General features: G+C 52.8%; 21 protein-coding genes. 18 read left to right on the forward strand and 3 right to left on the reverse strand.

Features of this window, described 5'->3' with window-relative positions:
• Positions 1-87 precede the first annotated feature (87 nt).
• The 3 genes from KI379_RS11870 to KI379_RS11880 all read left to right on the forward strand — a co-directional run bounded on the left by KI379_RS11870 (position 88) and on the right by KI379_RS11880 (position 3,387).
• Positions 88-504: a nuclear transport factor 2 family protein gene (locus KI379_RS11870; protein ID WP_244879265.1), complete on the forward strand. Its 417-nt coding sequence runs from the start codon at positions 88-90 to the stop codon at positions 502-504.
• Between the two features lie 363 nt (positions 505-867).
• Positions 868-2,631 carry a dihydroxyacetone kinase subunit DhaK gene (gene dhaK, locus KI379_RS11875; RefSeq protein WP_212983672.1) on the forward strand — a complete coding sequence of 588 codons (1,764 nt, stop codon included), beginning with the start codon at positions 868-870 and terminating at the stop codon, positions 2,629-2,631.
• A gap of 33 nt (positions 2,632-2,664) precedes the next feature.
• Positions 2,665-3,387, forward strand: coding sequence for a GNAT family N-acetyltransferase (locus tag KI379_RS11880; protein WP_244879266.1), 723 nt, complete (start codon positions 2,665-2,667; stop codon positions 3,385-3,387).
• Positions 3,388-3,549: 162 nt separating this feature from the next.
• Here the strand turns inward: KI379_RS11880 and KI379_RS11885 are convergent, their stop codons facing one another.
• Complete coding sequence (locus tag KI379_RS11885) at positions 3,550-5,988, reverse strand: S-layer homology domain-containing protein (protein WP_212983673.1); 2,439 nt, start codon at positions 5,986-5,988, stop codon at positions 3,550-3,552.
• A gap of 287 nt (positions 5,989-6,275) precedes the next feature.
• On the opposite strand from KI379_RS11885, the gene KI379_RS11890 reads away from it, so the two are divergent.
• From KI379_RS11890 to KI379_RS11910, 5 genes are all read left to right on the forward strand, one after another.
• Entirely contained in the window at positions 6,276-7,262 is a 987-nt protein-coding gene (locus tag KI379_RS11890; protein WP_212983674.1) for a phosphotransferase enzyme family protein, read from the forward strand.
• A 193-nt stretch (positions 7,263-7,455) separates the two neighbouring features.
• Positions 7,456-8,133: a response regulator transcription factor gene (locus tag KI379_RS11895; RefSeq protein WP_089547176.1), complete on the forward strand. Its 678-nt coding sequence runs from the start codon at positions 7,456-7,458 to the stop codon at positions 8,131-8,133.
• A complete protein-coding gene (locus tag KI379_RS11900; protein WP_212983675.1) occupies positions 8,130-9,506 on the forward strand; it encodes a sensor histidine kinase in 1,377 nt (458 codons plus the stop codon). The genes KI379_RS11895 and KI379_RS11900 overlap by 4 nt, the downstream gene beginning before the upstream one ends.
• A 66-nt stretch (positions 9,507-9,572) precedes the next feature.
• Complete coding sequence (locus KI379_RS11905; RefSeq protein ID WP_212983676.1) at positions 9,573-10,697, forward strand: ABC transporter permease; 1,125 nt, start codon at positions 9,573-9,575, stop codon at positions 10,695-10,697.
• Positions 10,694-11,377, forward strand: coding sequence for an ABC transporter ATP-binding protein (locus tag KI379_RS11910; protein ID WP_212983677.1), 684 nt, complete (start codon positions 10,694-10,696; stop codon positions 11,375-11,377). The genes KI379_RS11905 and KI379_RS11910 overlap by 4 nt, the downstream gene beginning before the upstream one ends.
• Before the next feature lie 144 nt (positions 11,378-11,521).
• Here the strand turns inward: KI379_RS11910 and KI379_RS11915 are convergent, their stop codons facing one another.
• Positions 11,522-13,006 (reverse strand): sulfatase, encoded by a 1,485-nt coding sequence (locus tag KI379_RS11915; protein WP_212983678.1) that lies wholly within the window; start codon positions 13,004-13,006, stop codon positions 11,522-11,524.
• A gap of 148 nt (positions 13,007-13,154) precedes the next feature.
• Between KI379_RS11915 and KI379_RS11920 the strand changes: the two genes are divergently transcribed.
• Positions 13,155-14,042: a helix-turn-helix domain-containing protein gene (locus KI379_RS11920; RefSeq protein ID WP_212983679.1), complete on the forward strand. Its 888-nt coding sequence runs from the start codon at positions 13,155-13,157 to the stop codon at positions 14,040-14,042.
• Positions 14,043-14,137: 95 nt separating this feature from the next.
• A complete protein-coding gene (pepF, locus tag KI379_RS11925) occupies positions 14,138-15,937 on the forward strand; it encodes an oligoendopeptidase F (RefSeq protein WP_212983680.1) in 1,800 nt (599 codons plus the stop codon).
• A 118-nt stretch (positions 15,938-16,055) separates the two neighbouring features.
• On the opposite strand, the gene KI379_RS11930 is transcribed toward pepF, so the two are convergent.
• Positions 16,056-17,039 carry an MBL fold metallo-hydrolase gene (locus tag KI379_RS11930; RefSeq protein WP_212983681.1) on the reverse strand — a complete coding sequence of 328 codons (984 nt, stop codon included), beginning with the start codon at positions 17,037-17,039 and terminating at the stop codon, positions 16,056-16,058.
• Between the two features lie 180 nt (positions 17,040-17,219).
• Between KI379_RS11930 and KI379_RS11935 the strand changes: the two genes are divergently transcribed.
• The 8 genes from KI379_RS11935 to KI379_RS11970 all read left to right on the forward strand — a co-directional run bounded on the left by KI379_RS11935 (position 17,220) and on the right by KI379_RS11970 (position 24,617).
• Positions 17,220-17,630, forward strand: coding sequence for a PaaI family thioesterase (locus tag KI379_RS11935; protein ID WP_212983682.1), 411 nt, complete (start codon positions 17,220-17,222; stop codon positions 17,628-17,630).
• A gap of 38 nt (positions 17,631-17,668) precedes the next feature.
• Complete coding sequence (locus KI379_RS11940; protein ID WP_212983683.1) at positions 17,669-19,231, forward strand: class I adenylate-forming enzyme family protein; 1,563 nt, start codon at positions 17,669-17,671, stop codon at positions 19,229-19,231.
• Entirely contained in the window at positions 19,228-20,208 is a 981-nt protein-coding gene (locus tag KI379_RS11945) for a zinc-binding dehydrogenase (RefSeq protein ID WP_076165914.1), read from the forward strand. Before KI379_RS11940 ends, KI379_RS11945 begins: the two co-directional genes overlap by 4 nt.
• 22 nt (positions 20,209-20,230) lie before the next feature.
• Positions 20,231-21,058, forward strand: a complete 828-nt coding sequence (locus tag KI379_RS11950; RefSeq protein ID WP_212983684.1) for a VOC family protein — start codon at positions 20,231-20,233, stop codon at positions 21,056-21,058.
• Positions 21,059-21,094: 36 nt separating this feature from the next.
• The gene (locus KI379_RS11955; protein ID WP_212983685.1) at positions 21,095-21,892 is read left to right on the forward strand and encodes an ABC transporter permease; all 798 of its coding nucleotides are present in this window, start codon (positions 21,095-21,097) and stop codon (positions 21,890-21,892) included.
• 89 nt (positions 21,893-21,981) lie between these two features.
• Positions 21,982-23,073, forward strand: a complete 1,092-nt coding sequence (locus KI379_RS11960; protein ID WP_212983686.1) for an ABC transporter substrate-binding protein — start codon at positions 21,982-21,984, stop codon at positions 23,071-23,073.
• 28 nt (positions 23,074-23,101) lie between these two features.
• A complete protein-coding gene (locus KI379_RS11965) occupies positions 23,102-23,881 on the forward strand; it encodes an ABC transporter ATP-binding protein (RefSeq protein WP_076165900.1) in 780 nt (259 codons plus the stop codon).
• Positions 23,882-23,924: 43 nt separating this feature from the next.
• Positions 23,925-24,617 (forward strand): SDR family oxidoreductase, encoded by a 693-nt coding sequence (locus tag KI379_RS11970; protein WP_212983687.1) that lies wholly within the window; start codon positions 23,925-23,927, stop codon positions 24,615-24,617.
• Positions 24,618-24,702 lie beyond the last annotated feature (85 nt).

Here is a 24,702-nt window from a genome sequence, read left to right on the forward strand (position 1 = left end):
GTCTTGTTTATTTCGTATCCTGAGCGTGTCTTCTCATTTGATTCGACGAGACGATAATACTGCCAATAAGGAGAAATAATGATGAGAATGGATATTGATTTCGGGAAGCCCCTTACAGCTGCTTGGGATGCCAACACGACCTGCGGAAGGGCATTTGAAGCGTTTCGTACCGCATTTGAATACGGTGAAACGGCGGATTTTCTCGGGCTTGTGACTGACGATTTCCGTTTTTCCGTACCCTTGCCGTATGACGATTGGAAAGAGCCGCAGTTCGGAAGGCAGCGGTTCATCGAGTTGGTCCAATTTGAAAGGGAAGTGCTGCAAGTAGCGTTAACCCCGCAGTTTCAGCTCTTTGATTCTCAGTACGGAGTGGTCGTTTTTCGAGCAGAGGGTCTGCTCAGTAACCAACCTTATCACAACGTACTTACCGTCGTGTTTGAATTTGAAGACGAACGGATTAGGTCCTTCCATGAATTTGTCGGGATGCCGCTGAAAAACTACTGAGAGCTGAATCCCTGATCGGAATGGCCGGCGTTTGTCGCAGTAAGCCTCGCAGGGCCTCAAGACCCGTTACGAGGAAATCCGTGGCGAGAATCATAGATCGGCCATGCCGGTCTTGATGAACCGGGCGATTCGGATAGCGTCTGAAGGCGTGTAACGAATAAGCTTTAATATGTTTTGAAAAGTCTGGCATGCGCCGGGCTTTTTTGCATTTATTACAGATGTTTGGTTGCGGCAATTCATGTTGAAGAAGCAGGATATTCGGGGGTGGCCGATGAAATCGTACGACGTATCCATTAAAATCGGTGTCAGCAACGGTATAATGGTTATAGCGTGTTGGAGTGTTTAAAGAAAGGATGTGATCTCATGAAGAAAATCATGAACAGACCGGAGACGCTCGTTGCGGAAATGTGCAGCGGTCTCGTATTGGCCCACCCTGAGCTTGAGTTTATCCGTAAATACAACATCATCAAGAAAAAAGTGATCCAGCAGGATAAGGTGACGCTGATCAGCGGCGGCGGCAGCGGCCACGAACCGGCACATGCGGGTTTCGTCGGCAAAGGCATGCTGGATGTGGCCGTCTGCGGCGACGTGTTTGCTTCCCCGTCCCAGATTCAGGTGTACCAGGCGATCCGCTCCTCTGCGAGCAAGAAGGGGACGCTGCTGATTATTAAAAACTATAGCGGCGACATCATGAACTTTAAAAATGCAGCCCATCTCGCTGCCGAAGACGGCATTCAAGTCGACTACGTGAAGGTGGATGACGATATCGCCGTTGAAGACAGTTTGTATACTGTCGGCAAAAGAGGCGTTGCCGGAACGGTGCTCGTACATAAAATCGCAGGAGCTGCAGCGGAAGCAGGCTTACCGCTGGAAGAAGTCAAGCAGGCCGCCCAGAATGCAGTCGATAACGTGAAAAGCATCGGGTTTGCGCTCACGTCCTGTACAGTGCCGGCCAAAGGCAGTCCGACGTTTGAGATCGGCGATCAGGAAATGGAATACGGCGTCGGCATCCATGGCGAGCCCGGCATCCGGCGGGAGAAGCTGATCACGGCTGACGAACTGGCTTCCCGAATGGTTGCCGAGCTGCTGGAAAGCTTGCGTATCACCGACAGTGCACCCGCGGAGGTGGCCGTCCTGGTAAACGGATTCGGCGGCACGCCGCTGCAGGAGCTGTACCTGCTGAACCATGCGGTCATACGTGAGCTTGCCGCACGGAACGTCACTGTGTATAAAGTATTCGTGGGCAACTATATGACAAGTATTGATATGGCCGGCGCGTCGTTGTCGATCATGAAGCTGAATCCCCAGCTGAAGCAGCTGCTCAGCGAGGATTGCGAGACGCCGGCGCTGACCGTCCGCGGACCATTCGAGCCGGTACAGTACGTACCAGATGAAGGGGCCGTCCGACACCCGGCATCCATCGGCGCCACCACCGATGAAGCGCATGGAGTCATACACAACAATAAGCTTACACTGGAAAACCTGGTTTATCTGGTTGATCGCATGAGCGGCGTCATTATCGAAAACGAAATTCCGTTCTGCGATTTGGATGCTCATGCCGGTGACGGTGACTTTGGGATGAGCGTGGCCAAAGGGTTTAAGCAGCTCAAATCCGAGTGGGAGGAACTCACCTCCCAGGCGCAAGATATCGGAGGATTTCTTGATGCCTGCTCTCTAATCATTATGGAGCATTGCGGCGGTGCCTCCGGTCCGATCTGGGGTTCGGCCTTCCGGGCGGCCGGTAAATTTGCGGGGAACCGGAGCGAGCTGTACGTTACGGACATCGCCGGTATGATGAGTGCTGCCGTGAAGGGAATTCAGGATACGGGTGAGCGTTCCTTTGGACGGGGTGCCGTTGTGGGTGACAAAACACTTATCGATGCGCTTGTCCCCTATGCCGAAGCCTGGGCGAAGGCGGCCAAGGAGGGCACCGATCTGATCGGCGCAGGCCTGTCCGCGGCAGAGGCGGCTGTTGAGGGGGCCAAGCAAACCGAGCACATTGCAGCCCGGATGGGGAGAGCCGGAACGGTTGGCGACCGGAGTATCGGTTACCCGGATGCGGGAGCCTACGCATTAGGCGTGATTTTTACGGAACTCGCGCATTCCCTTAAACCATCCGATCAGTGAGATTCTAAGAACGCTCAAAGGGGGCATGAAATCTTGAATGATGGCCTTAGTAACAAACCCTCCGCCCGGGATCTAATGGAATATCATGCGGAGGCTATGTTTACCCATGACCGCAGCGGACGCCTGCATCTGGTCAATGAACCTTGGCCTGGTTCAGACCCGGCTCCACGATTGTTCCTGGGAAGAACCACGGAGGGAGGGAGCGTTTGGCGTTTCCGTCACGACGTTCCTGACCAACTGGTGAAACAGCTGGAGAGATGGTGTGCCGAAGAGGCTGCGGTCGTTGACTTTCAAGACAGGCCGAAGCATGAGAAGGATTATTGGAACCTGCTGCAAGGTAAAAAGATGACGATGGGGCCTTGCTTTTCTATTGAAAATGAAACGATAGAGCCATCCGTGGATGTGCAGCGAATCACGCCGGAAAATGTAAGGCAGCTTGCGCGGGAAGGATTCGAATGGCTCGATGACGAGATCAGCTATGCGCTGCCCTGCGTTGCGGTGGTACAGGAGGGCCGAGCCGTCTCCGTGTGCCGCAGCGTCCGCGTCGGTACGAAGGCACATGAAGCCGGGCTGGAAACGTTAGAACAATTCCGAAGCAGGGGATACGCTGCTGCAGCGACGGCGGGATGGGCTGAAGCCGTCCGGGAGCTCGGCTGTATTCCGCTATACAGCACCTCATCGGATAATCTATCTTCTCAGCGCGTCGCGGGGAAAATGGGACTTTCTTTCTATGGCGTGAATTTTTCGATTTATTAATAAACGTGATTAGGGCGTTAGTTGTTTCGCGGACACGATTGTGGAATTCAAGAAGATCGATGAACTGAAGAGAGCGTGTTTGGACTTGTTCCAAACACGCTCTTATACTCTCAAGGCGATTTCCGGTTAGCTGGCTATCAAGTTTAAAGCTGTGTGTATCCGTTACTTGGAGCTTTGCTCCAGCAGCGAACGGAGGTCTGAATTGGTTCCTAACAGCCGAAGAATCATCGTGATGGCTTCAGCCCGGGTCACGGGTTCATTTGGGGCAAAACGGGACTCGTCTCTGCCTTCGAGAAGTCCGGCTGCTGCGGCTTGCCCGATGATATCCTTAGCCCAATATGAATCGGCAATATCCGTAAAATGGCGTGCTTCACCGGTGGCCAGTTCAGATAAATCCGCCAGATTGGCCATCATTTGAGCCATTTCGGCCCGGGTCAGGCTGCGCCCGGCTTGGAAAAGCCCGTCTGCATTGCCCTTGACAATTCCATTGGAAGCCAGAATGCCTATGGACTCAGCCGCCCAATGATCATGCATATCCCTGAAGGTAACGACCTCATTCCCTTGCCGAAGCGCGAAAGCTCTGACAAGCAGTTCACTGATTTCCGCCCGGCTAATCGGAAGGTCCGGCTTGAAGCTTCCGTCACCATATCCGTTGACCAATCCAAGCCGGGAAGCCACCGCGATGTCTTTTGCCGCCCAATGCGTGTATGTATCGGCAAATCTCTCCGGATGGTTCATCGCCAAGGCGTGGCGGAACGAAGCAGCAATATCCTCTGCGCGAATAAACTTCCGGAATGAAGATTCCGGCATTTCCGGTATTGGCGTAGGAGTTGGAGTCGGTGTAGGCGTCGTTACAGGGGCCGGACTTGGTGCAGATGGTGTATCTGCCGGTTGGGAAGGGATAGAAACGACCGGCTTGGCTGTGACCGTTAGGTTCAATGATTCGCTCTTGCCCCCGTAGACGGCTGTGATCACAGTCGTGCCCGCACTCTTACCGTTTATCTCGCCGTTGGTAACCTCGGCAACCGCTGGATCGGCAGTAGTCCATACTGCTGACTTTGTAACGTCAGTTTCAGACTGATTCGAATACAGAGCTTTCAACAAGACTGATGAACTCTGGCCAACCTCCATATGTAAGCTGCTTGCGTTGACGCTCAAGCGTGTCAAGCCCTGAACCGTTAAGCCTTTATCGGCTTGATTGCTTTCGTCGTTGCCGTCGCTTACCACAAAGAGGATGCTTCGATTTGATGGCTCCGATGCATTTTCAGAACTTATGTAAGTTACGCTTCTTAAAGCTGACTCCCACTCAGAAACAGTGGCTGTTCCATTTTCTGATGTCAGGGTCAACATACCAGAAACGGGATCGAAGAGGCCGCTGATGTTGCCCATCGTCTTTCCATCGTTGGTGAACTGAAGATCCTCCTTACCGGCATGATACGGGCTGACGAAAGACACGCGGCCGGAAGCCAAAGTCTGATCATCGGGATCCGAGATGGACAGTGCTGGATCGACAGGGACGGTCCCGGCTGTGTAGGAGGTTAAACCGGCGCTTGTTGTCACAACGGGTGGCTCGTTGGCTCCAGGAGCGGATACCTTTACCGTCTTGGTGACGGAATTGCTGCTTGCGATACCGTCATTCACCGTGAACGTGATGGTTCTTATCGCGGCCGTATACGGATCGGTGGATGTATTGGAGTAAGTCACCGCTCGCAGCGCTTGCTGCCACTGGGCAATCGTAGCCGATGCTCCGGATGACGTCAGAGTTAATGTCCCTGTCTCTGCATTATAGCTCCCTGTAATGTTACCCATGGTCGAGCCGTCGTTTATAAAGGCAAGGATATCCTGATTTGAAAAAAAGTTTCCCGAAATCGAGACCGAGGCCGCTGACATCGTCTTGTTATCCAAGTCTGAAAGGGTAAGGCCGGAATCGATGGCAACGGGGATCCCTTTGAAGGTAGAGGTGCCACCCGTTGTTGTCAAAATCGGCGCCTGGTTGACCGTTGTCACTGTCACCGTTTTGTCTGCGGGATTGCTTGAAACGGTACCGTCACTCACCGTAAATGTGATGATGCGATTCGCCGTATCGGGGGTGATGGCCGTATTCGTGTAGGTTACCGCCTGAAGAGCATGAATCCATTGATCGACTGTCGCGGTATGACTCGCAGATGTCAGGGACAGGATCCCGGTCTCTGAATCATAACTTGCAGTAATATCCTTAAATACGACCGAGCTGGTATTCACAAACTGAAGCAAATCTTCTCCGGGATGAAAACCGTTCGAAATTTGAACTGTAGCCGAAACTAAAGTGTTGGCGTCGTTGATGGAAATATTTGAATCCACGGTAACGGGAGTGGCTATTGTATTATTCCCTGCTCTAAAGCTGGTTGTTCCGTCACTGGTGGCAATCTGCGGCTGTGTGCTGGCATTCGTCATTTGGTTGGTATTTGGGGATGAATCATCTGCCGCACCTCCTTCGCTAACGATGGCAGCAGGTTGAGGGTCGTCCGCAGCGGATGCGGATTCGGGGAGAACCGAAGAGGTTACCATTTGAAATGCCCAGATCAGGGTAATGATTGCCGCGTACTTCGAGCGGTTGTTCATAAAATTCCTCCTATTTGCGTCATGAAATAAGTCGTGCTGTTTCTATATAGATTGAACTAAAGCTGAGCATCGTGCCTTCTGTTAGCAGTCTGTAAACTTCATTTCGATAGTTCATTCTATTTAGCTATAGAATATATCGGAATTCGCGAAGCCGGAGAGTATAGTTCGAAAAAAATAGGGCACACACACTCGCAGGGACTACGAGTAACAATCTATAAATTCAGCTGGATGTATGATAGTCTTTTGGTATTAGAGGCCATTCATCCCAATTGAACGAGGTACAATCCATGACAAACGAAGATCTGAAGCGGTTGGCACAAAGGTTTGGCATTAAGGGAGCATCATTCGATTTTCTCCGGCATAACGAAAACGAAACATACAAGGTAAATGCGGGCGACGGCCGCAAATATGTTCTGCGAATCCATCAGCCTTTCCAAGAAGGGATGACCGGTAAGCAGCACACCTATGAAGGACTGCTGGGTGAACTGCATATGCTGGAGGAGCTATCCCATAACAGCGGCTTTAAAGTCCAGACCCCGATCCGTAATACGGAAGGGAGCTTGATCACTGTGATGGAGCATAATGGGCGTCAGCTGAATTGCTCCATGCTCTCATGGTTAGAGGGGAGGGACCTCAATAAAACGGATGTCAGCCAACCCGGATTGGTACGCAGGCTCGGCAGCCAAATCGGCGAGCTGCACACTTTTTTTCGCGGTTACCGTCACGAAACGTTGGAGAACCGGCCCAGCCAGGGGATGGATTACAATCATTGGTTGGCGGAAACGGTCCGGAAAGGACTCAACCTCGGCCTGTTTACAGCATCCGATGTCGACATCATTGATGAAACCTTGCGGGAAATCAACAAGCTTTTAGCTGCGTCAGCTGAGTCTCCTTCCGGCAGGCAAAAGCTCGTTCATGGAGATCTGGGATTAGGGAACGTAATTATTTCACCCGAAGGGATCATGAGCTTTATCGATTTTGGTTTTTTCGGACAAGGCTACGAGCTGCTTGACGTGGCGATGGGGGCCATGATGGTGCCGCCCGAACACAGGGACGTGCTGTTGGATGGGTATTATGAAGCGATAGGACGCAGCATTAGCCCAGACGATAGGGTCTTGCTGGATGGCTTTGCGCTCGTGGCAATCATCGGATATTATGCATTTCAAATGCCGAATGAAGCGGTTCATGGGTGGATGCGGGAGAGGATGCCGCGCTTGTGCGCAGAATATTGCAAGCCGTTCCTGCAGGGTGAGCGGATCTTTTCCAAAGTGTAAGCTGTGAGCGGAAGCCGGAAGCCCAATGGGGCTTCTCTTTTTGTTGTTTAAGCCTGTTTTTTAGATGCAGACAGAGCGGGGAACAATGGGAACTAATCGGAGAGAAAAGTTTTGTATTGTTTTGTTCATATGCCGTTCATCTCCTTTTGATATATTGATCGTTATGAATGTTGTATAAAGTGGGGGAGTTTTGATGAGACAACTGCTGATTGTGGACGATGACAGCCATATCCGTGAATTGCTGAGGTTCGTCATGACGAGAGAGGGCTATCAAGTCTATGAAGCCGAGAACGGTATGGAAGCAGCCAAAATGATGGATAGGCATGACATTGACCTCGCCGTCGTGGATATCATGATGCCATATATGGACGGGTACGAGCTGTGCGAATATATTCGGGAAAATTACGATATTCCCATCGTTATGCTGACGGCAAAGGATCAGCTAACCGACAAGGAAGAGGCTTACTCCCGGGGAACAGATGATTACCTGACCAAGCCGTTTGAACCGGAGGAACTCGTATTTCGCGTCAAGGCGCTGTTCCGCCGCTATCAGCGCACCTCAAGCGATACGCTTTATTTGAACCGAATTGTGATCGACCGGAACAACGTGGAGGTCACCGATGGTCAGAGCGTCTTTTTGCTGCCGATGAAGGAATTTGAGCTGCTCTCGCAGCTTGCCCAGTATCCGGGAAGGCTGTTTTCGCGGGACGAGCTGATCCGGCTGGTATGGGGAGCCGATTATGAGGGGGATGACCGAACGGTCGATGTCCATATCAAGCGGCTTCGTCAGCGGTTTGCGGACTATACAGACGATTTCTTCATTCAAACAGTAAGGGGCATCGGGTACAAATTAGAGGTGCCCAAACGATGAAATCGCTGTACTCGCGTGTGTTTCTTATCACCCTCATTGTGATTGTTGTCAGCAGCACGCTCGGCTTTTTGGCTTCCAATATGTATTACCATGTCAAACTCAAACCGTTCAACGACGAGAAGCTCGTCGGAATCGCCAGCCAAATGAAGCAGTTCTTGGAGAATGAGCCTGCGGACGTCGATGCCTACCTGCAGAATGCGGCAGCGCTTGGATATCAGATTTATTTGACGGACGGGGACAAGGATGACCGCGATTACGGCCGCAGTTTTCGCAAAATGGACTTGAGTGAAAGTACCATATCGGGGGTTCTGCAGGGAGACATCTATCACGGGGTAGCCCAATTCCCGAACAAGCCTTTTATCTCCGGGTTCTTCGATAACCGGTTAAGCAATACGGTCGGGGTACCCGTCGCGGCAGGCGGCGGTCAATTCGCTTTGTTTATGCATCCTGACGTCATTTTGCAATTTGGGGAGCTGCGGATTTTTTTCGCTTTGGTCGGGATCTTAACGGTAGCCATCAGCGTCGTCTTGTTTTTGATCAGCACACGCTATCTCGTTAAGCCGGTGACCCGGTTGTCGGAGGCAACGAAGCGTATCGCGCAGGGGAATTACAATATCGTGCTGCCGACCAAACGGAGGGACGAAATCGGCAGGCTCGCCGAGCATTTTATGGTCATGAGCCGGGAACTGGAGCGTACGGACGCGGCCAGACAGCAGTTTGTGTCCAACGTTTCGCACGAAATCCAGTCGCCGCTGACGTCGATTCAGGGGTTTGCCAAACTGCTTGGCGGGTCCCGTCTATCTTCTGAGGAATCTGCGCACTATGCATCTATCATCGAACAGGAAAGCCGCCATCTTTCGATGCTCAGCAAGCAGCTGCTCCTGCTTTCATCCTTGGAACAAGGACAGGTTGCAGTTAACCGGAAAACATTTTCCCTGCGGGATCAGATTCGTCAGGCGGTTCAGATGCTCCAGTGGCGTATCGAGGAGAAAGAGCTTCTGCTGAAAATATCTATACCCGAATCAATAACGTTAACTGGAGACGACGTGCTCCTTATTCAGGTGTGGATGAACCTGATCGGAAACGCTGCTCAACATATTCCTGCCGGGAGGACCATTACCGTTCATGCCGAACAAACGCATGCCGACATCAAGGTGGAAATCCGGGATACGGGCGACGGCATTGCCGCAGAGCATTTGCCCTTCTTGTTCGACCGTTTCTATCGCGCAGACCGGGCGCATGAACGGGGTTCCGGAAGCACAGGCCTTGGACTGGCCATTGTCAAAAGGATCGTACAGCTTCACGAAGGCCACATCGAGGTAACCAGTTCACCCGAAGGAACCAGCTTTACCGTTACGCTGCCTGCGTTGTAATTTGCCATTCATGCGCCGTTCACATTCGCTTCCTATACTGGACTCATTCCAAAGGAGGGAAGCAGGATGTACTTAGCTTTACGGGAAATCAGATTCGCCAAGGCCCGGTATACGTTGATTGCAGCCATCATGCTGCTGATTTCGTTTCTCGTGCTGTTCGTCACGGGTCTGGCCCAGGGCTTGGCCTATGATAATGCAGCATCGATCCAAAATATGCCCGCCACCCATTTCGTGCTGGAGCAAGGATCCGATCATCGCTTTACCCGATCACAGATCAGTGGGGAGAAGCTCGAACAGACCCGGTCCGTCGTGGGCGAAACGAATGCGGAGCCGCTGGGGGTGCAAATGACGAGCGTCGTTCTTTCCGGTGACATTCAAAAAATCGACGTTGCGCTGTTAGCCGTTAATCCCAAAGGATGGCTGGCACCGGATCTAACTATGGGGGCTGCGGAGAAACAGGAAACAGGCGGTGTCGTCGTGGATGAGAAGCTGGCGGAGCACGGCGTCAGATTAGGATCCATTCTGGTCGATCAAGCTTCGGGAATCCGGTGGACCGTAACCGGTTTTGTCAAAAATGAGTCGTTCAGCCACGCCCCGGCCGTGTTCTTGAGCAAGGAGGAGTGGATGGGGCTTCATTCGCTATCGTCTGCGCAATCAGGTTCCGGCAGTGCCGAAGGGCAGGCCGTATATAACGCGGTTGCGGTTAAAGCAACGGAGGTTCAGGTCTCTAAGCTTCAAAGTGCGGTTCCGAACACAGAGATCATTAAGAAGGCGGATGCTGTGTCGGCGATTCCCGGATACAAAGAGGAACAGGGTTCGCTGCTGATGATGATTGCGTTCCTGTTTGTTATCTCGGCGTTCGTGCTGGCTGTCTTCTTTTACGTCATCACGATTCAAAAAACGAGCCAATTCGGTATTCTCAAAGCGATTGGCACGCGCACCGCGTATCTGGCCGGAAGCGTGACGCTTCAAGTACTGCTCTTGTCCGTATTCAGCTTGGCAGTCAGCATTTTCCTGGTGAAAGTGTTGGAGATGGCGCTTCCCGGGACCATGCCGTTTCAGTTAGGGGCAAACATGCTGGCGCTTACCTGCGCTGCGTTTATCGCGATGTCGTTGGCCGGCTCGCTGTTTTCGGTGTGGAAGGTAGCCCGCATCGAAGCATTGGACGCAATAGGGAGGGCAGCAGCATGAACAATCGCTTGGAACTGCACGACATCACACGCACTTTTGCAGACGGTGGATTTCAGCGGACGATTCTGGACCGTCTCAACCTGAAGGTGGCGGAAGGGGAACTGGTCGCCGTCATGGGACCGTCGGGCTCCGGTAAGAGCACATTTTTGTCGATCGCTGGGGGGCTGCTGGAGCCGACCGGGGGAGAGGTTTTGATTGACGGCAAGTCCATCATTGGCCGGGACAAACAAGCCCTTTCAGAGCTGCGCCTGCGGAAGATGGGTTTTATTTTTCAGAATGCCAATCTGATACCGTATCTCAAGGTGGAGGAGCAACTGATGCTCGTGGCTAAGCTGGCGGGGAGCAGCAAGGAGGCTTGCGCGGCGAGAGCTGACGAACTGCTTCAGAAGATGGGGCTGACGCATCGGAAAAATGCTTATCCGCATAAGCTTTCCGGGGGTGAACGGCAGCGGGTGGCGATCGCCAGGGCGCTGATGAATGACCCCGCCGTATTGTTCGCCGATGAGCCGACAGCAAGCCTGGATGCTTCGCGCGGGTTGGAAGTTGTCGCCATGATTGCGAAGCAGGTCAAGGAGCAGCGGAAAAGCGCGGTGATGGTTACGCATGACGACAGGGTGCTCCCATATTGCGACCGGGTATTTTATCTGGATAAAGGAAAGCTGACTGAGCATCCGGTGTGACATTCGATAAATAAGGTAAAATATACGATATAAGCCTGGGATCTACCCGAACAGCGGCGAAGGTCTAAATGGAACAAACGGCAATCCCCAACTCAGTTTATGAGGAGATTGCCGTATTTTGTTTTATAAAGTTTTTGTAAAATATCACTGCGCCTTACGTCTGTATCCCTCCAAGCCGAGCCGAACGTATTGCTCTTCTGGCGCATCGTGGGCAGTCATCAGTTCCAGCATGTACCCGGTTAATTTCTGCTCGATGTCCTCATCCCGGAACGGATGCTTCTGCCCGGGATCCTTCTCCATATCGAACAGCATCGTGCCGAATCCATGGTAACGTTCCAACGATTCCGAGGGGATTTTCATCTGGGACACGCCTTTGGTAAATGCAAACGGAGGTGCCAGCTCGATGTTTTGCAGCTCCTCGACCGAAAAGCGTGTGCGCATATGCGTTGGCATGAGCGTGTAGTTGTAGAGTGGTCCGTTCTCTGGGCCTGCTGGGGCACGCATGTACACATACCGTCCGTCCGTACAGTTCACATGGCCACCGTGCAAGCCGAATAATGCGGCTTTGCGCACCGGCGTATCCAACTCAATGGTGTCTCGGAGGGGGCGCCCGGTCATATCCCCAGGGATTTCAACATCAAAAAACTCCAGCAGGGTTGGCGCTAAATCGATCGTCTGCACCAGGCTTTGTCTGCGCTCCCCCTGAACGCCCGAACGCGGATCCCAAATATAGAGCGGTGTATGGGCCACCTCGTTGTAGAAAGGCTGGATGCATTTCGCCCACCAATCATGCTCGCCCAGCAGAAATCCGTGATCCGTGTTCACGATCAGCATCGTATCCTGCCACATGGCGTTCTGATCCATCAAGTCGAGCACCTGACCGAGGTAGTGATCGCACATCGACAGCAGGGCGGCATATTCATACCGCAAATGCTCCACTTCTTCCGGGGACTGCCGGACCTCTTCATACGGCGGCCAGTCGAAATGCTTGCCTTCATATGCATGAGGGTACAGCTTTCGAAACCGTTCCGGAGCCCGAAACGGCTCATGGGGGTCAAAGGTCTCGAGCTGCAGAAACCAGCGGTCCTGATCCGCATTCGCCCGGATAAATTCCAAACCCGCCTCAAAGGTTAACGCTTGCGGATATCGTTCTTCTTCCTTGGCAAACTCGCGGTTGATCCAGTCCTGGCGGAACATGCCCGTCAGCGGACGGTCGACGGCTTGCGGCGGAATGACCGGGTCCTTCAGCCGGCCTTTCCAGGCGTCGCCTTCCTGACCGCGGATGAACTCGTAGGTCGTATAGCGGCTGTGGTACGTCGCCCCGCCATCCTCCCAATAATGCTGATGATCCGTGACCAGATGCATATGTACACCTTCGTTTTTCAAAATCTCCGGCATGGAATCGTCGTAAGGCTCAAGCGGTCCCCAGCTCCGATGCAGGAAATTGTAGCGCCCGGTATGCAGCTCCCGGCGTGCAGGCACGCATGGCATGCTGCCGACAAAGCTGCGGTCAAAAACCGCCGTCCGCTCTTCCAATCGGCGAAAGTTGGGAAGATGCGTCCAATCGCAGCCATAGGAAGGAAGCATGCGCCGGTTTAACGTATCAAACATGACCATAATGGCCTTCATTCCATCATCCCTTTCTTGGACCAGGTCCTCTTTCATAGATCTATGTTAAAATAAACGAAAGATGATCCAGTAGAAAAGAACGATGATTTTCTCATAAAAAACGAACAACATGGCATTGTCATACCGAACCCGAGGTGGCTGTTGAAACATGTTCCCTGATCCGATTGGAATCGTTCATGAACCCTACAAAGTGGTGCTGCAGTTTGCGTTTGAATGGATCCGCAGCCCGGAATGGAACGCTCCGGGGTACCGCAACCCAGGCGTTACACTGTGGTATATTCTGGCCGGCCGCCGCAGGCTGCTCGCTGGAGCACAAGCCTTTGACCTGCAGCCGGGAGAAGTAGTCCTGATTCCGCCAAACACCACTTTTATGACGGAAGGAGGGGAGGGGGAAAGAGGAGCGATCCATTATTTGTCAGCCAGTGTGTCTGCCTACATGCATGGGATCGAGTGGTCCGAATTGTACGGGCTGCCTCCCCGCTTCCGGATTCAAAACATTGAGGATGGGCAAAGGCTTAAGGACAGCTGGTATAATCTTGTTCGTGCCTGGCAGCCGCGTGATTCGGAGAAGGCTTCCAGCAGAGGAGACGGTATGCTATCCATCTCCCAGGCCGCAAGGCAACTGCAGACACAGGCAGTTTGCCTGAACTGGTTTGCCGAAATGATCCGCGTTCTGGAGCCGCATCTGATGACCCCGGAACCGGTCATCGACGAGAGGGTGCGCGAAGTTTGCGCTTTTATTCAAAGATCGTATGCTGCTCCCATTAGACTTGGAGATTTGGCTAAGGTAGCCAATACAAGCGAGGGCCATCTGCGTCTTCTGTTCCGCACACATTTAATGGTGTCTCCTTACCAATATTTGCTGCAGGTAAGAATCGGGAAAGCGCAGGAACTGCTGCTGGCCACAAACAGGCCGCTTGCGGATATCGCCGCTGAAGTCGGGTTCGAGGAGTACAGCCACTTCCTGGCCACCTTCCGCAAAATCGTCGGCATGTCCCCTTCACACTACCGGAAGAACAATTCGTTGTATCAATAAAACGCTTACCGTTACAGTATCCATCTATGTTACAATGGAGCATATTGGTATTTATACAATGGTCAATTCTAGTACTTGGGAGAGGGGCTTTGCACATGTCGAAAATTTTAACACGGGCTGAAGTGCCGGTGGAAACCACCTGGAACTTGGATGATATCTTTCCATCCAAAGAAGCATGGGAACAAGAGTTAAATGATATTCAGCGGGATATCGGCACGGTGACGAAATATGAGGGCGAACTAAGTCAGGGCGCTGACACTTTGCTGGCCTGCCTGCAGGCCCAGGAAGAGCTTTCCGGCAGAATGAGCCGGGCAGGAGCGTACGCCTACCTGCATCAGTCCGGCGACAGCATCAATCCGGAGAATCAGACGAACGCTTCGAAAGCGCGCGACCTTGCTTCGCAGGTCAGCTCGGCGTTGTCTTTTATCAAATCCGAAATCATTGCGCTTCCGGACGGTACGATTGACCAGTACATAGCAGATCGGCCCGAACTGAAGGAATTCGAGCGCAGCCTTCGCCTGCTCCTGCAAACGAAACCTCACCGCTTGACGGCGGAAACGGAGAAGGTGCTGGCCTCGCTGGGCGAGGTATTGGATGCCCCTTACCGGATTTATGAACGGAGCAAGCTGGCCGATATGACCTTCAAGCAGGCGGTGAACGGCCAAGGGGAAGAAGTACCGGTCTCGTTTGCCCTGTACGAGAATAAGTACTGCGAATCGCCTGATACGAAACTGCGCCGCAACTCATTTAAAGCGTTCAGCGACACGCTGCACAAATACCGGAATACGTTTGCCGAGGCATACGGCACCGAAGTCAAGCGACAGGTCATTGAATCCCGTCTGCGCGGTTACGAGTCCGTGACTGATATGCTTTTGCAGCCACAGCAGGTCACCAAGGAGATGTACAATAACGTCCTGGATATTTTGCAGGAGGAGCTGGCGCCGCATATGCGCAGATATGCCGCTCTGAAGAAAAAGGTGCTCCAGTTGGATGAGATGACGTTTGCCGACCTGAAAGCGCCGCTCGATCCCGATTACAACCCGGAAATATCCTTTCAAGAAGCCGGTGAACTGATCAAGGAAGCTCTGGCTATCCTCGGACCGGAGTACGGGGAAATCGTATCGGATGCCTTCCGCAACCGCTGGGTGGATTACGCGGACAACGCCGGCAAACGCACGGGGGCTTTCTGCTCGTCGATTCCGGGCGTTCACTCGTACATTCTGATCAGTTGGTCCGACAGCATGCGCGGGGCGTTTACGCTCGCTCACGAAGTAGGGCATGCCGGCCATTTGATGCTCGCAGGGAAATACCAGCGGCTGACGAATGCCCGTCCGTCCCTGTATTTTATCGAGGCACCGTCGACGATGAACGAGCTCTTGCTGGCGGATCATTTGCTTACGCGGTCCAATGAACCTAGAATGCGCCGCTGGGTGATTTCGCAACTGCTCGGTACGTACTTCCATAACTTTGTGACGCATTTACTGGAAGGCGAGCTTCAGCGTAGAGTTTACGATCTGGCCATGAAGAATGTGCCAATCACTGCGGTAACCTTGTGCGAGCTGAAAGGCGATATCCTGTCATCGTTCTGGGGAGCGGACGTGGTCATCGATGAAGAAGCCAAGTTAACTTGGATGCGCCAGCCGCATTATTATATGAGCTTGTATCCTTACACCTATGCAGCCGGCCTCTCTGCATCTACTGCCGTTGCCAAGCTGATCCGGGAGGAAGGACAGCCTGCAGTGGACCGCTGGCTCGAAGTGTTAAAAGCCGGTGGCTCTATGAGCCCACTGGAACTGATGAAGCTGGCCGGGGTGGATATGTCTCAGCCCGATCCGATCCGGAGTGCGGCCGCTTATGTCGGTTCTCTGATCGATGAGCTTGAAAGTTTGTATTGATTTTTTTCATGAAAGAGACGAAAGGTCCGGATTTACCGGACCTTTCTTTTTTTTAGATCGAGATGGTTTGAGAATCGTACTATTTTTGCTGGATGTGTGGAATCACGGCTATGTGAAGCTAATACTGTACATTTTCATATATGGAATACTTTCCCCCGGACTCTTGCACCCGCAAGAGTTTTTGTCGTTCCAGGTAACGTACGTGTGCTGCAGTTTCCCCAAGCGCAAACCGTGCGCTGTCGTTGTCAAAAACTTTGGAGAACAGACTCATGCTAATGTCATATATCGTAGTACCAGCGCTTCCAGCCTCATGTACAATGCCCAGGACATGATCGAGCCGTTCCTTATGGTGGGCGATCACCGATTCAAAATAGTCCGTTTGCGGCTGAAACACCGGTCCGTGTCCGGGCAGAACGGTGCGAACCATCCGTCTTTGCAGCGCGTTCAATGTCTCGAAATATGACGCAAGCGGATTCCCCTCATCCTCTTCGAACTGATAGGTGATGTTGGGCGTGATTTTCTGCAGCAGCAGATCCCCGCCAATCAGCGCCTGCCTCTCCGCATTCCAAAACCCCACGCTGCCCTCGGCATGACCGCCGCCAAGTACGATTTCATACAGCTCCCCGGCGAGCACGAGCGAGTCACCTTCGAGCAGGTTTACCCTTGTACCCGTAATTGGGGAAATTTGATGGAGCAGCCGCGAGTCCAGCTCAGCTACATCCTGAGCTAGCGTCTCCGGCATGCCGCTTTTTAAATAAAAATGGAGATTTCGCACCCCCTGCTCTTTGCTGAAATAACGCTCGGCCAAGGTAAATGTTTCGGGACTTGCGATAACGTCGGCTTCCGTCCAGCGCTGCATCTTACCGGCAAACCCATAATGGTCAGGATGGAAATGCGTGATGTAAATATTGCGGATATCAGAGGGCTTTACATTGAGCTGATGCAGCGTCTGCACCCATGATTTCTCGGTAACTAAGGTGTCCAGCCCGGGATCGATGACGCTCCAAAAAGACCCGTCCTGAACGAGATAGCTGTTCACGTGATTGAGTCGAAAGGGAAGCGGGATGCGAATCTGATAGATTTGCTTCAGCGGCGTCTCCATGAATTGATCTCCTCTTTGTCGAAGTTTAGTGAGAACTATAGATCAATGTCGAGCCCTGCGTCAATGACATATAGATTTTATTTGATTTTTTATAGAAAAGTTCAATTAGACTTTTAATTCCTACCGGTTTAGTATGAATAAAAATGTTTCACAGGCAAACAAAAAGGAGGTGAACCTCAAATGGCCGCCGTTTTAACTCGAGAAGCAATTGAGCCGGTTCTGACCGGTACGAAGTTTCATCAATTTCTGGGCATCCAGCTCGAAGAAGTGAACGAACAGTCCGTTACGATTCGGCTGCCCTATAACGAGCTTTTTTATACATCCGCCGACGGATATATCCACGGGGGGATTCTTGCCACTGTCATCGACATCGCCGGATATTTTGCCGTGTTCAGCCAGCTGAATCAGCCGGTACCGACGGTCGATCTCAAAATTGACTACCTGCGTCCCGGGAGGGCAGGGGATCTGCTGTTTACCGCTTCCGTAGTCAAGCTGGGGAGGACCGTCAGCATCGCAGACATCGTGGCTGCCGATACAAACGGTAAAGCGATTGCTATTGGAAGAGGATTGTTTAGCTCAAAACAGGAGTAAGAAGCCAACAATATTCAGAATACAAAGGTGGAGCAGCGATGAACTCTTACAATTTTGCAGAAATCATTCGTTCCTCGGCAGCCCGTGCTCCTTTAAGTCCTGCGATCATTGCCCAAGGGAGAACGATAAACTACGATGAGCTTCGGAGCCGTACAAACCAGGCGGGCAATTTGTTTGCCGGACTCGGTGTTGAGCCCGGAGACCGGGTGGCCGTGCTATTCATCAATGACTTCAGGTTTTTGGAAATCTGCTTCGGACTGATGACCATAGGAGCGGTTCCGGTGCCGATGAATTCGAAGCTGGGCGCAGATACGCTTGCTTATATTTACAGGGATAGCGGCAGCCGCTTGCTGGTCTACCACTCATCTATGGGGGACAAGGCAAAGATCATTCATCAGGAGGCTGATGTCGCGGCAAGCGTCATCTGCACGACGGAATCACATCCGGACGATCACGGGCTGAATTCATTGGTGTATGATGAAATACTATCGTCACAGGATACCCAGTTGGACCTGTATCCGACCCGCGGAGGCGATTTATGCCTGCTTCCGTACACTTCCGGATCTACGGGAAATCCCAAAGGGTGCCGCCTCACTCACAGCGGTCAGCTGTGGAACGTAACGTCGATTGCCGAAATCCGCGACTTGCAGCCGGAAGACCGGATCGTGATATCCCTGCCTCTTTATCATAAGAATGCCATGCTGTCCATGAAGGCGGTGTTTTATTCCGGGTCATCTGCCGTTATCCTACCGGCGCCTGAGCCAGCGGCTATTTTTCATGCGATCGGGACGCATCGGGCCACTTATATTTCCGGCGTTCCAGCCCTGTACCGCATGCTTGTGACTCACCTGAAAGAGTCATCCGCTTCTTATGATCTCAGCTCACTGAAGTATGCGATATGCGGGTCGTCCGATACGCCGGTTGAACTCTTGGAGGACATCAAGCAGTGGATGGGCATCGAGGTGTATGAAGGTTACGGCCTTACCGAAGGAGGACCGGTTGTGCTGGAATCGCGTAAAGGTCTGCACAAGCCGGGATCGGCCGGCTTTCCGCTGCCGGGATGTTCGATTCGGATCGTGAATGAGACAGAAGCAGATGTCCTGGAAGGAACGATAGGCGAATTGTGGGTGAGTAACCCCGGCGTAGCGGACGGCTATTGGAATCTGCCGGACGTGACGCGCAAACGGATCACCTCAGACGGCTGGCTCAAAACAGGAGATATGGCGTGGCAGGACGATGAGGGTTATGTCTACATTGTTGGACGCAAGGACGACATGATCAACGTAGGCGGCGAAAACGTCTATCCGAAGGAAGTCGAAAACATCCTGCTCCAGCACCCGCATGTCGAGGATGCCTGTGTTCTTCCGGTCCCTCACGAACTCAAGGGTGAGGTGCCGGTAGCATATGTCGTGTTGAATCATCCCACCGATCGTGAGGAAATCAAGCGCTTCTTCATCGAGCGGGGACCGGCCTATGCGCATCCTCGCGAGATTTACGAATTGGACGCTTTTCCGCTGACCGGTCCGGGGAAAGTGGATCGGACGCGGCTCAAACAAATGTTGGCCGAACAATTACAAAAAGGAGTGGGCAAATCGATATGAAAGCAGCGCTGATTCTTGAACATGGAGATCGAAACAATGTGGTGGTGGGGGATTATCCGAAACCAGAAGCCGGTCATGGAGAAGTTCTAGTCAGAGTTAAGGCGGTATCCCTGAACCATTTGGATATATTCGTCAGGAGAGGGATTCCAGGAAGAAAACTGGAGCTGCCCCATATTTCAGGTGGAGATGTCGCCGGCGTCGTCGAAGAGATCGGATCCGGGGTCACGAACGTTAATCCCGGTGACCGGGTCCTGATCGATCCGCATATCCCGGGCAAAGGGGCACTCGGTGAGGATACGACGGGTGGACTGGCGGAATACGTAAAGGTTCCGGCAATCAATTTGATTCCTCTACCGGAAGACATCTCCTTTGACGAGGCGGCTGCACTTCCGATCGCTTATGGAACGGCCTGGCGGATGCTGATTACGCAGGGCAGGCTTCAGGCCAACGAAACGATCGTCATCTTGGGGGCTAGCGGCGGCGTAGGGAATGCCGCGGTGCTGATCGCTAAGCTGGCAGGGGCACGCATTATTGCGGCAGCCGGATCGGACAGCAAGGCGGAGAAGTTGAAGGAGCTTGGAGCGGATCATGTGATCAATTACAGCAAAACCGATTTTTCCAAGGAAGTATGGGCTTTGACGGACAAGCAAGGCGCGGATATTGTCGTTGACTATACCGGCAAAGCCACCTGGCCGCAGAGCATCAAAGCGACGCGCAAAGGAGGACGGATTCTGACCTGCGGAGCGACGACGGGATTCGAGGCCGTTACGGACCTCCGGTACGTATGGGTCCGTGAGATTTCGATCATCGGCTCCAACGGCTGGGGAGAGGGAGATCTGCATACGCTGCTGGATTTGGTAAGCCGTAAAAAACTGAAGCCTGTCATCGACCGCGTACTGCCGCTGGAAGAGATCAGGGAAGCGCACCGTTTGATCGAAGAACGGGAATTTTTCGGCAAGATTATCATTCATCCTTAAACAAGCCAAGGAGGAGCGAACCATGGGAGTCCAATTAACGTTTGATCATGCCGTACATTTTGTGAATAAACCTGAGCAAGCGCCGGAAGAACTTGCAGGGCTGGGGATTCATACGGTGAACGGCGGGAGGCACGAATCGGTAGGAACGTACAACGCGCTAACGTATTTTGATCTTCGCTATATTGAATGGATCGGCATTTTTGACCCGAAGCTGCTGCCTCCCCACCAGGATACCCAACGTTACGGGCTCGTGGATACGCTGGCAGGTGACGGTTATGTCGAAGGGCTCAGCCGGATCGCGCTGCGGACGGAGCAAATTGATGAGTTGGCGGAGCAGCTGGCCGCCGAGGGCAATCAGGTGATCGGTCCTGTAGATTGTTCCCGCAGAAGGCCGGACGGAAAACTGCTGGAATGGAAGCTGTTGTTCGCAGGATTGCCTGACGAAGGACTGCCGCTGCCATTCTTCATCCAATGGAACGATTCCGATGAAGACAGAAGGGCCGAACTGACGGCAAACGGCACCATTACGGATCATGCCCGGGGTCCCATAACTCTGGATTATGTGGCGTTTACGGTTCGCGACTTGGGAAAGACGGTCGGCAGATGGACGAAATGGCTCCACTTAGAGGCCGGGGAAGCCGTCTATGACGACTATTGGAAGGGCAAGAAACAAGTCATTTTTCTGGGTACGTTCCAACTGGTTTTTCTGGAGCCCGATCAAGAGGGACCCGCAAGGGAGTACTTGCAATCAAGGGGAGAGCGTCCGTTTCTAGTCGGACTGAACAGCGGTCAGGAAGGCTCACCTGAGCAGTACGTCAACATTCACGGTTCTTTCTATCATTTGAAGTAGTCGTAGGGGACGCCTGAAGGAAAGGAGAGTCATCGCATGGCGTTACGTACCAGAAAAGACACTAAAGCGAAAAACCTATGGATCCGATTTGTTCAAATCGCATTTATTGCCGTACTGCTGGCGGGCATGCAGCTGGCGGTGTCCAAGGAGTGGGTGAGCCGGGTATTCTTGGCTTCCCCTTCCCAGATCGTACAGGAGTTCGTATATATGCTCAAAGAAAACACACTTTGGCCGCATTTGTCCGTTTCCCTGCAAGAGGTTGCGGTAGGGTATCTCATTTCGGCGGTGGCGGGCATCGGGCTTGGAGTGCTGTTCGTCTCATTCCCGTTATTGGAAAAGCTGATCGACCCGCTGATGGCGGCGATCATGGCCATTCCAAAGACGGCTATCATGCCGCTGCTCATTGTATGGTTCGGCATCGGCTTCAAGAGCAAGGTCGTCCTGGTCATTCTTTTCTGTTTTTTTAACATTTTGTATAACACCGTTACGGGTTCCAAGCAGACCCGAACGGAGCATTTGAAGCTGGCCAAAGTGTTTAAGGCGAGCCGGGCGCAAACGGTATTCAAGGTTTTGCTGCCTTCGGCGCTTCCTTCCATTTTCAACGGGCTGCGTGTGACGGCGGCGACGGCGATCACCGGCGTCGTATTTGCCGAGATGGCAGCAGCGAAGAATGGGCTTGGTTTCCTGCTGAATGAGTCTCAGGCTGTGCTGAATACGCCAAGATTATATTTAGTTATCATTGTGGTGACGGTGTTATCCGTTCTGTTCGTCGGGCTGATCAACCTGATCGAGAGATTGGTATGCCGCCGATGGATGCCGAGCCGGATCGCCTGATTATAAAATTATACATTGTACAAAGGGTGGGAAAGAGGAACATGTACTCAAATCAATGGTTACGCAAATCAATTAGCGGTGTTATCTCATTGTCCCTGGTTTTCACGCTCGCCGCTTGCGGCTCGCCTTCCAAGAATGCTCCCGCTTCCTCCAGCTCCACTGGTTCTGCCGAAGCTGGAAACGGCACGGAGGCAGCTTCAAGTACACTGGACAATACAACTGTGGATATCGCTTCAGGGGTTCCGCCATGGAAAGGGCGGGATAACAAGGAAGTCAACCTTACGGCCGGTTTTTCCAAAGGGATGACCGGAATTGCCAATCAGTTTGCCATTGATAAAGGCTGGTATGAGGATGCCGGCATTCATTTAAACTTTGTCGATACGATTAACCCGGTTGCGGCTTTCGGTGCCGGAGAGGTCGACATCGCCGACGGGGATCCCGGAACCTATATCCCTGCCATTGTGAACGGGGTGAAAATTAAAGTCGTCAGCAATATGTGGAGAAGCCGCGGGGCTTACTGGATTATCGCCAAGCCCGAAATCAAGTCGTTCGCCGACTTGAAAGGCAAAAAAATAGGTTCTGCGCAGCCGATCGGAGGTATGCCGCTCACCTTGATGGAGGTGCTCTCGCAGAACGGCATCGATCCGAAAAAGGATGTTCAGCTTGTGCCGAACGGCGTGTATCAATCCGCCTACGCGACGTTTGAGTCGGGTGAAGTCGATGCCACGATTATTCACCAGCCGTTCGCAACGATGGCGGAGCAAGCCGGTAAGGGCAATGTGCTGGCCAAGACTTGGGAGTTTATGCCGAAATACCAAACCGGCGTGCTGGTAGCCAGCGAGAAGCTGATCAATGAGCAGCCAGAAGTAGTCGAACGCGTGCTCGAAGTGTATTTCTATGCCAACGAATACGCCAAGACGCATCTGGATGAATTCCTGCCTTGGGCAGCCAAGTATTTGAACCTTGATGAGAAGACGGCACGTACTGCAATCGAATCGGAAATCGTCCTCTGGGAGAACGATCCGATCGTTGATAAAAACCGCCTGCAAGTGACCGAGGATCTGCTGAATCAATACGGCATGCAGCGGGACAAAATTTCGGTCGACGGCACATTCGACAACACGTTTGCGGAGCGCGTCGCCAAAAGGCTGAAGCTGGGGAAATACAAGGCGAACAATTAAATGGGGAAGCGGGAAAGGAGCTGATGTCATGCCGACTATCGAGCTTCGGCATATTACCAAGGAATACGAAAACATCGATGAAGAGCAAACCTATGCGCTGCACGACATTAACCTGACGGTGCAGGACGGGGAATTTGTGTGCGTGCTTGGTCCAAGCGGTTGCGGAAAAAGCACGCTCCTGGAAATTACCGCGGGCCTGCTATCCCAGACGAGCGGAGAGGTGCTGCTGGATCAGGTTCCGCAAGCCGGAACCAGCCGTGACATCGGCGTCGTGTTTCAGGATTCCGCGTTGTTCCCTTGGCGGAGCATCCGCCGCAATATCGAATTCGGCTTGGAGATTGCCGGCGTCAGCCGCGAGGAGCGGCGCGCCAAAGTTCAAAAGACGATCGAGCTTGTAGGCTTGGCTGGTTTCGAGGACAAGTATCCACATCAGCTCTCCGGGGGCATGAGGCAGCGCGCCGGGCTTGCCCGGACGCTGGTAGCCGATCCGCGGGTTATCCTTATGGACGAGCCTTTCAGCGCGGTGGATCATTTGACACGGTTGACCTTGCAGGACGAAATGATACGTATTTGGGAGAAAGAGAAGAAGACGATCTTTTTTATTACGCATGATGTAGCTGAAGCCGTCTATTTGGCGACAAGGATTGTCCTTCTCAGTCCGCGTCCCGGCCGCATCCAGCAAATCTTCGACGTTCCGTTCGATCGGCCTCGTAACCGGAACGATATGGAGCTCTTGAGTATTGTGGAAAAGATTTATATGGCGATCAACAACCCGGTCCAGAGCCATGACACGGAGTATTTTATTTAACCGAATCAAAGGGACTAAAGACCGGATGATATGGGGGATTTCGATGAGAGTCATCATTACGGGGGGCAGCCGGGGGATCGGACTTGAGATTGCCCGGCAGCTGTCCATCGCCGGTCATGAACTGCTGCTGGTGGGGCGGAACGGGGAATCATTGGCCGAAGCGCGAACCTCGCTTGGTGGAAATGCACTGGTTTTCACGGCAGACCAGACGAGCGAGGAAACTCCGGATCGGCTCATTATATATATGAAGGAACATCAATTCCAACCGGACGTTCTCGTCTTAAACGCTGCAGCTTTCTTCGATGACACCCGTTCTGTTACAGAGCCAAAGGGTGAAGAGCTGGAACGCATCCTTCTGGCCAATGTCGTATCCAACTACAATTGGGTGCGAACTTTGCTTCCGCTGATCCGCCAAGGTGAATACCCACGCATTCTGGTCATCGGGTCGACGGCCGGACTGCGGGCGGATACCTCGCTGTACGGCATTTCCAAAGCGGCGCTCCGAAATTACACGCTCGGTCTGCGGGAGGAACTGAAGCCTGCCGGAGTCGGTGTGACGCTGATCCATCCCGGCGGTACCTTTACCGAGCGACGCGTTCCCAATGAGCGAACAGCCCCGGACCGACTGCTGGAAGGCAGCGACATCGGTTTGCTGGTTGCAGCCATCTTGTCTTTAAGTCCGCAGGCGGTCGTCGAAGAGCTAACGGTCCGACCGATGCTGGGCGACACTTTTTAGACGATACTAGCTGGCATTGGAAAAGGTTCATTTCATAATTTCACGATGGGTCCTTGCGTTTGGTTGACGGATTTTGGAAGAATGG

The organism is Paenibacillus cineris (genome assembly GCF_018333335.1).
Taxonomy (GTDB): domain Bacteria; phylum Bacillota; class Bacilli; order Paenibacillales; family Paenibacillaceae; genus Paenibacillus_AQ; species Paenibacillus_AQ favisporus.

Coding starts and splice junctions, on each gene's coding strand:
- dhaK (WP_212983672.1), top strand. CDS start 868: ATGAAGAAAATCATGAACAGACCGGAGACGCTCGTTGCGGAAATGTGC.
- KI379_RS11870 (WP_244879265.1), top strand. CDS start 88: ATGGATATTGATTTCGGGAAGCCCCTTACAGCTGCTTGGGATGCCAAC.
- pepF (WP_212983680.1), top strand. CDS start 14,138: ATGTCGAAAATTTTAACACGGGCTGAAGTGCCGGTGGAAACCACCTGG.
- KI379_RS11965 (WP_076165900.1), top strand. CDS start 23,102: ATGCCGACTATCGAGCTTCGGCATATTACCAAGGAATACGAAAACATC.
- KI379_RS11910 (WP_212983677.1), top strand. CDS start 10,694: ATGAACAATCGCTTGGAACTGCACGACATCACACGCACTTTTGCAGAC.
- KI379_RS11935 (WP_212983682.1), top strand. CDS start 17,220: ATGGCCGCCGTTTTAACTCGAGAAGCAATTGAGCCGGTTCTGACCGGT.
- KI379_RS11900 (WP_212983675.1), top strand. CDS start 8,130: ATGAAATCGCTGTACTCGCGTGTGTTTCTTATCACCCTCATTGTGATT.
- KI379_RS11915 (WP_212983678.1), bottom strand. CDS start 13,006: ATGAAGGCCATTATGGTCATGTTTGATACGTTAAACCGGCGCATGCTT.
- KI379_RS11930 (WP_212983681.1), bottom strand. CDS start 17,039: ATGGAGACGCCGCTGAAGCAAATCTATCAGATTCGCATCCCGCTTCCC.
- KI379_RS11940 (WP_212983683.1), top strand. CDS start 17,669: ATGAACTCTTACAATTTTGCAGAAATCATTCGTTCCTCGGCAGCCCGT.
- KI379_RS11920 (WP_212983679.1), top strand. CDS start 13,155: ATGTTCCCTGATCCGATTGGAATCGTTCATGAACCCTACAAAGTGGTG.
- KI379_RS11885 (WP_212983673.1), bottom strand. CDS start 5,988: ATGAACAACCGCTCGAAGTACGCGGCAATCATTACCCTGATCTGGGCA.
- KI379_RS11905 (WP_212983676.1), top strand. CDS start 9,573: ATGTACTTAGCTTTACGGGAAATCAGATTCGCCAAGGCCCGGTATACG.
- KI379_RS11945 (WP_076165914.1), top strand. CDS start 19,228: ATGAAAGCAGCGCTGATTCTTGAACATGGAGATCGAAACAATGTGGTG.
- KI379_RS11950 (WP_212983684.1), top strand. CDS start 20,231: ATGGGAGTCCAATTAACGTTTGATCATGCCGTACATTTTGTGAATAAA.
- KI379_RS11955 (WP_212983685.1), top strand. CDS start 21,095: ATGGCGTTACGTACCAGAAAAGACACTAAAGCGAAAAACCTATGGATC.
- KI379_RS11895 (WP_089547176.1), top strand. CDS start 7,456: ATGAGACAACTGCTGATTGTGGACGATGACAGCCATATCCGTGAATTG.
- KI379_RS11970 (WP_212983687.1), top strand. CDS start 23,925: ATGAGAGTCATCATTACGGGGGGCAGCCGGGGGATCGGACTTGAGATT.
- KI379_RS11890 (WP_212983674.1), top strand. CDS start 6,276: ATGACAAACGAAGATCTGAAGCGGTTGGCACAAAGGTTTGGCATTAAG.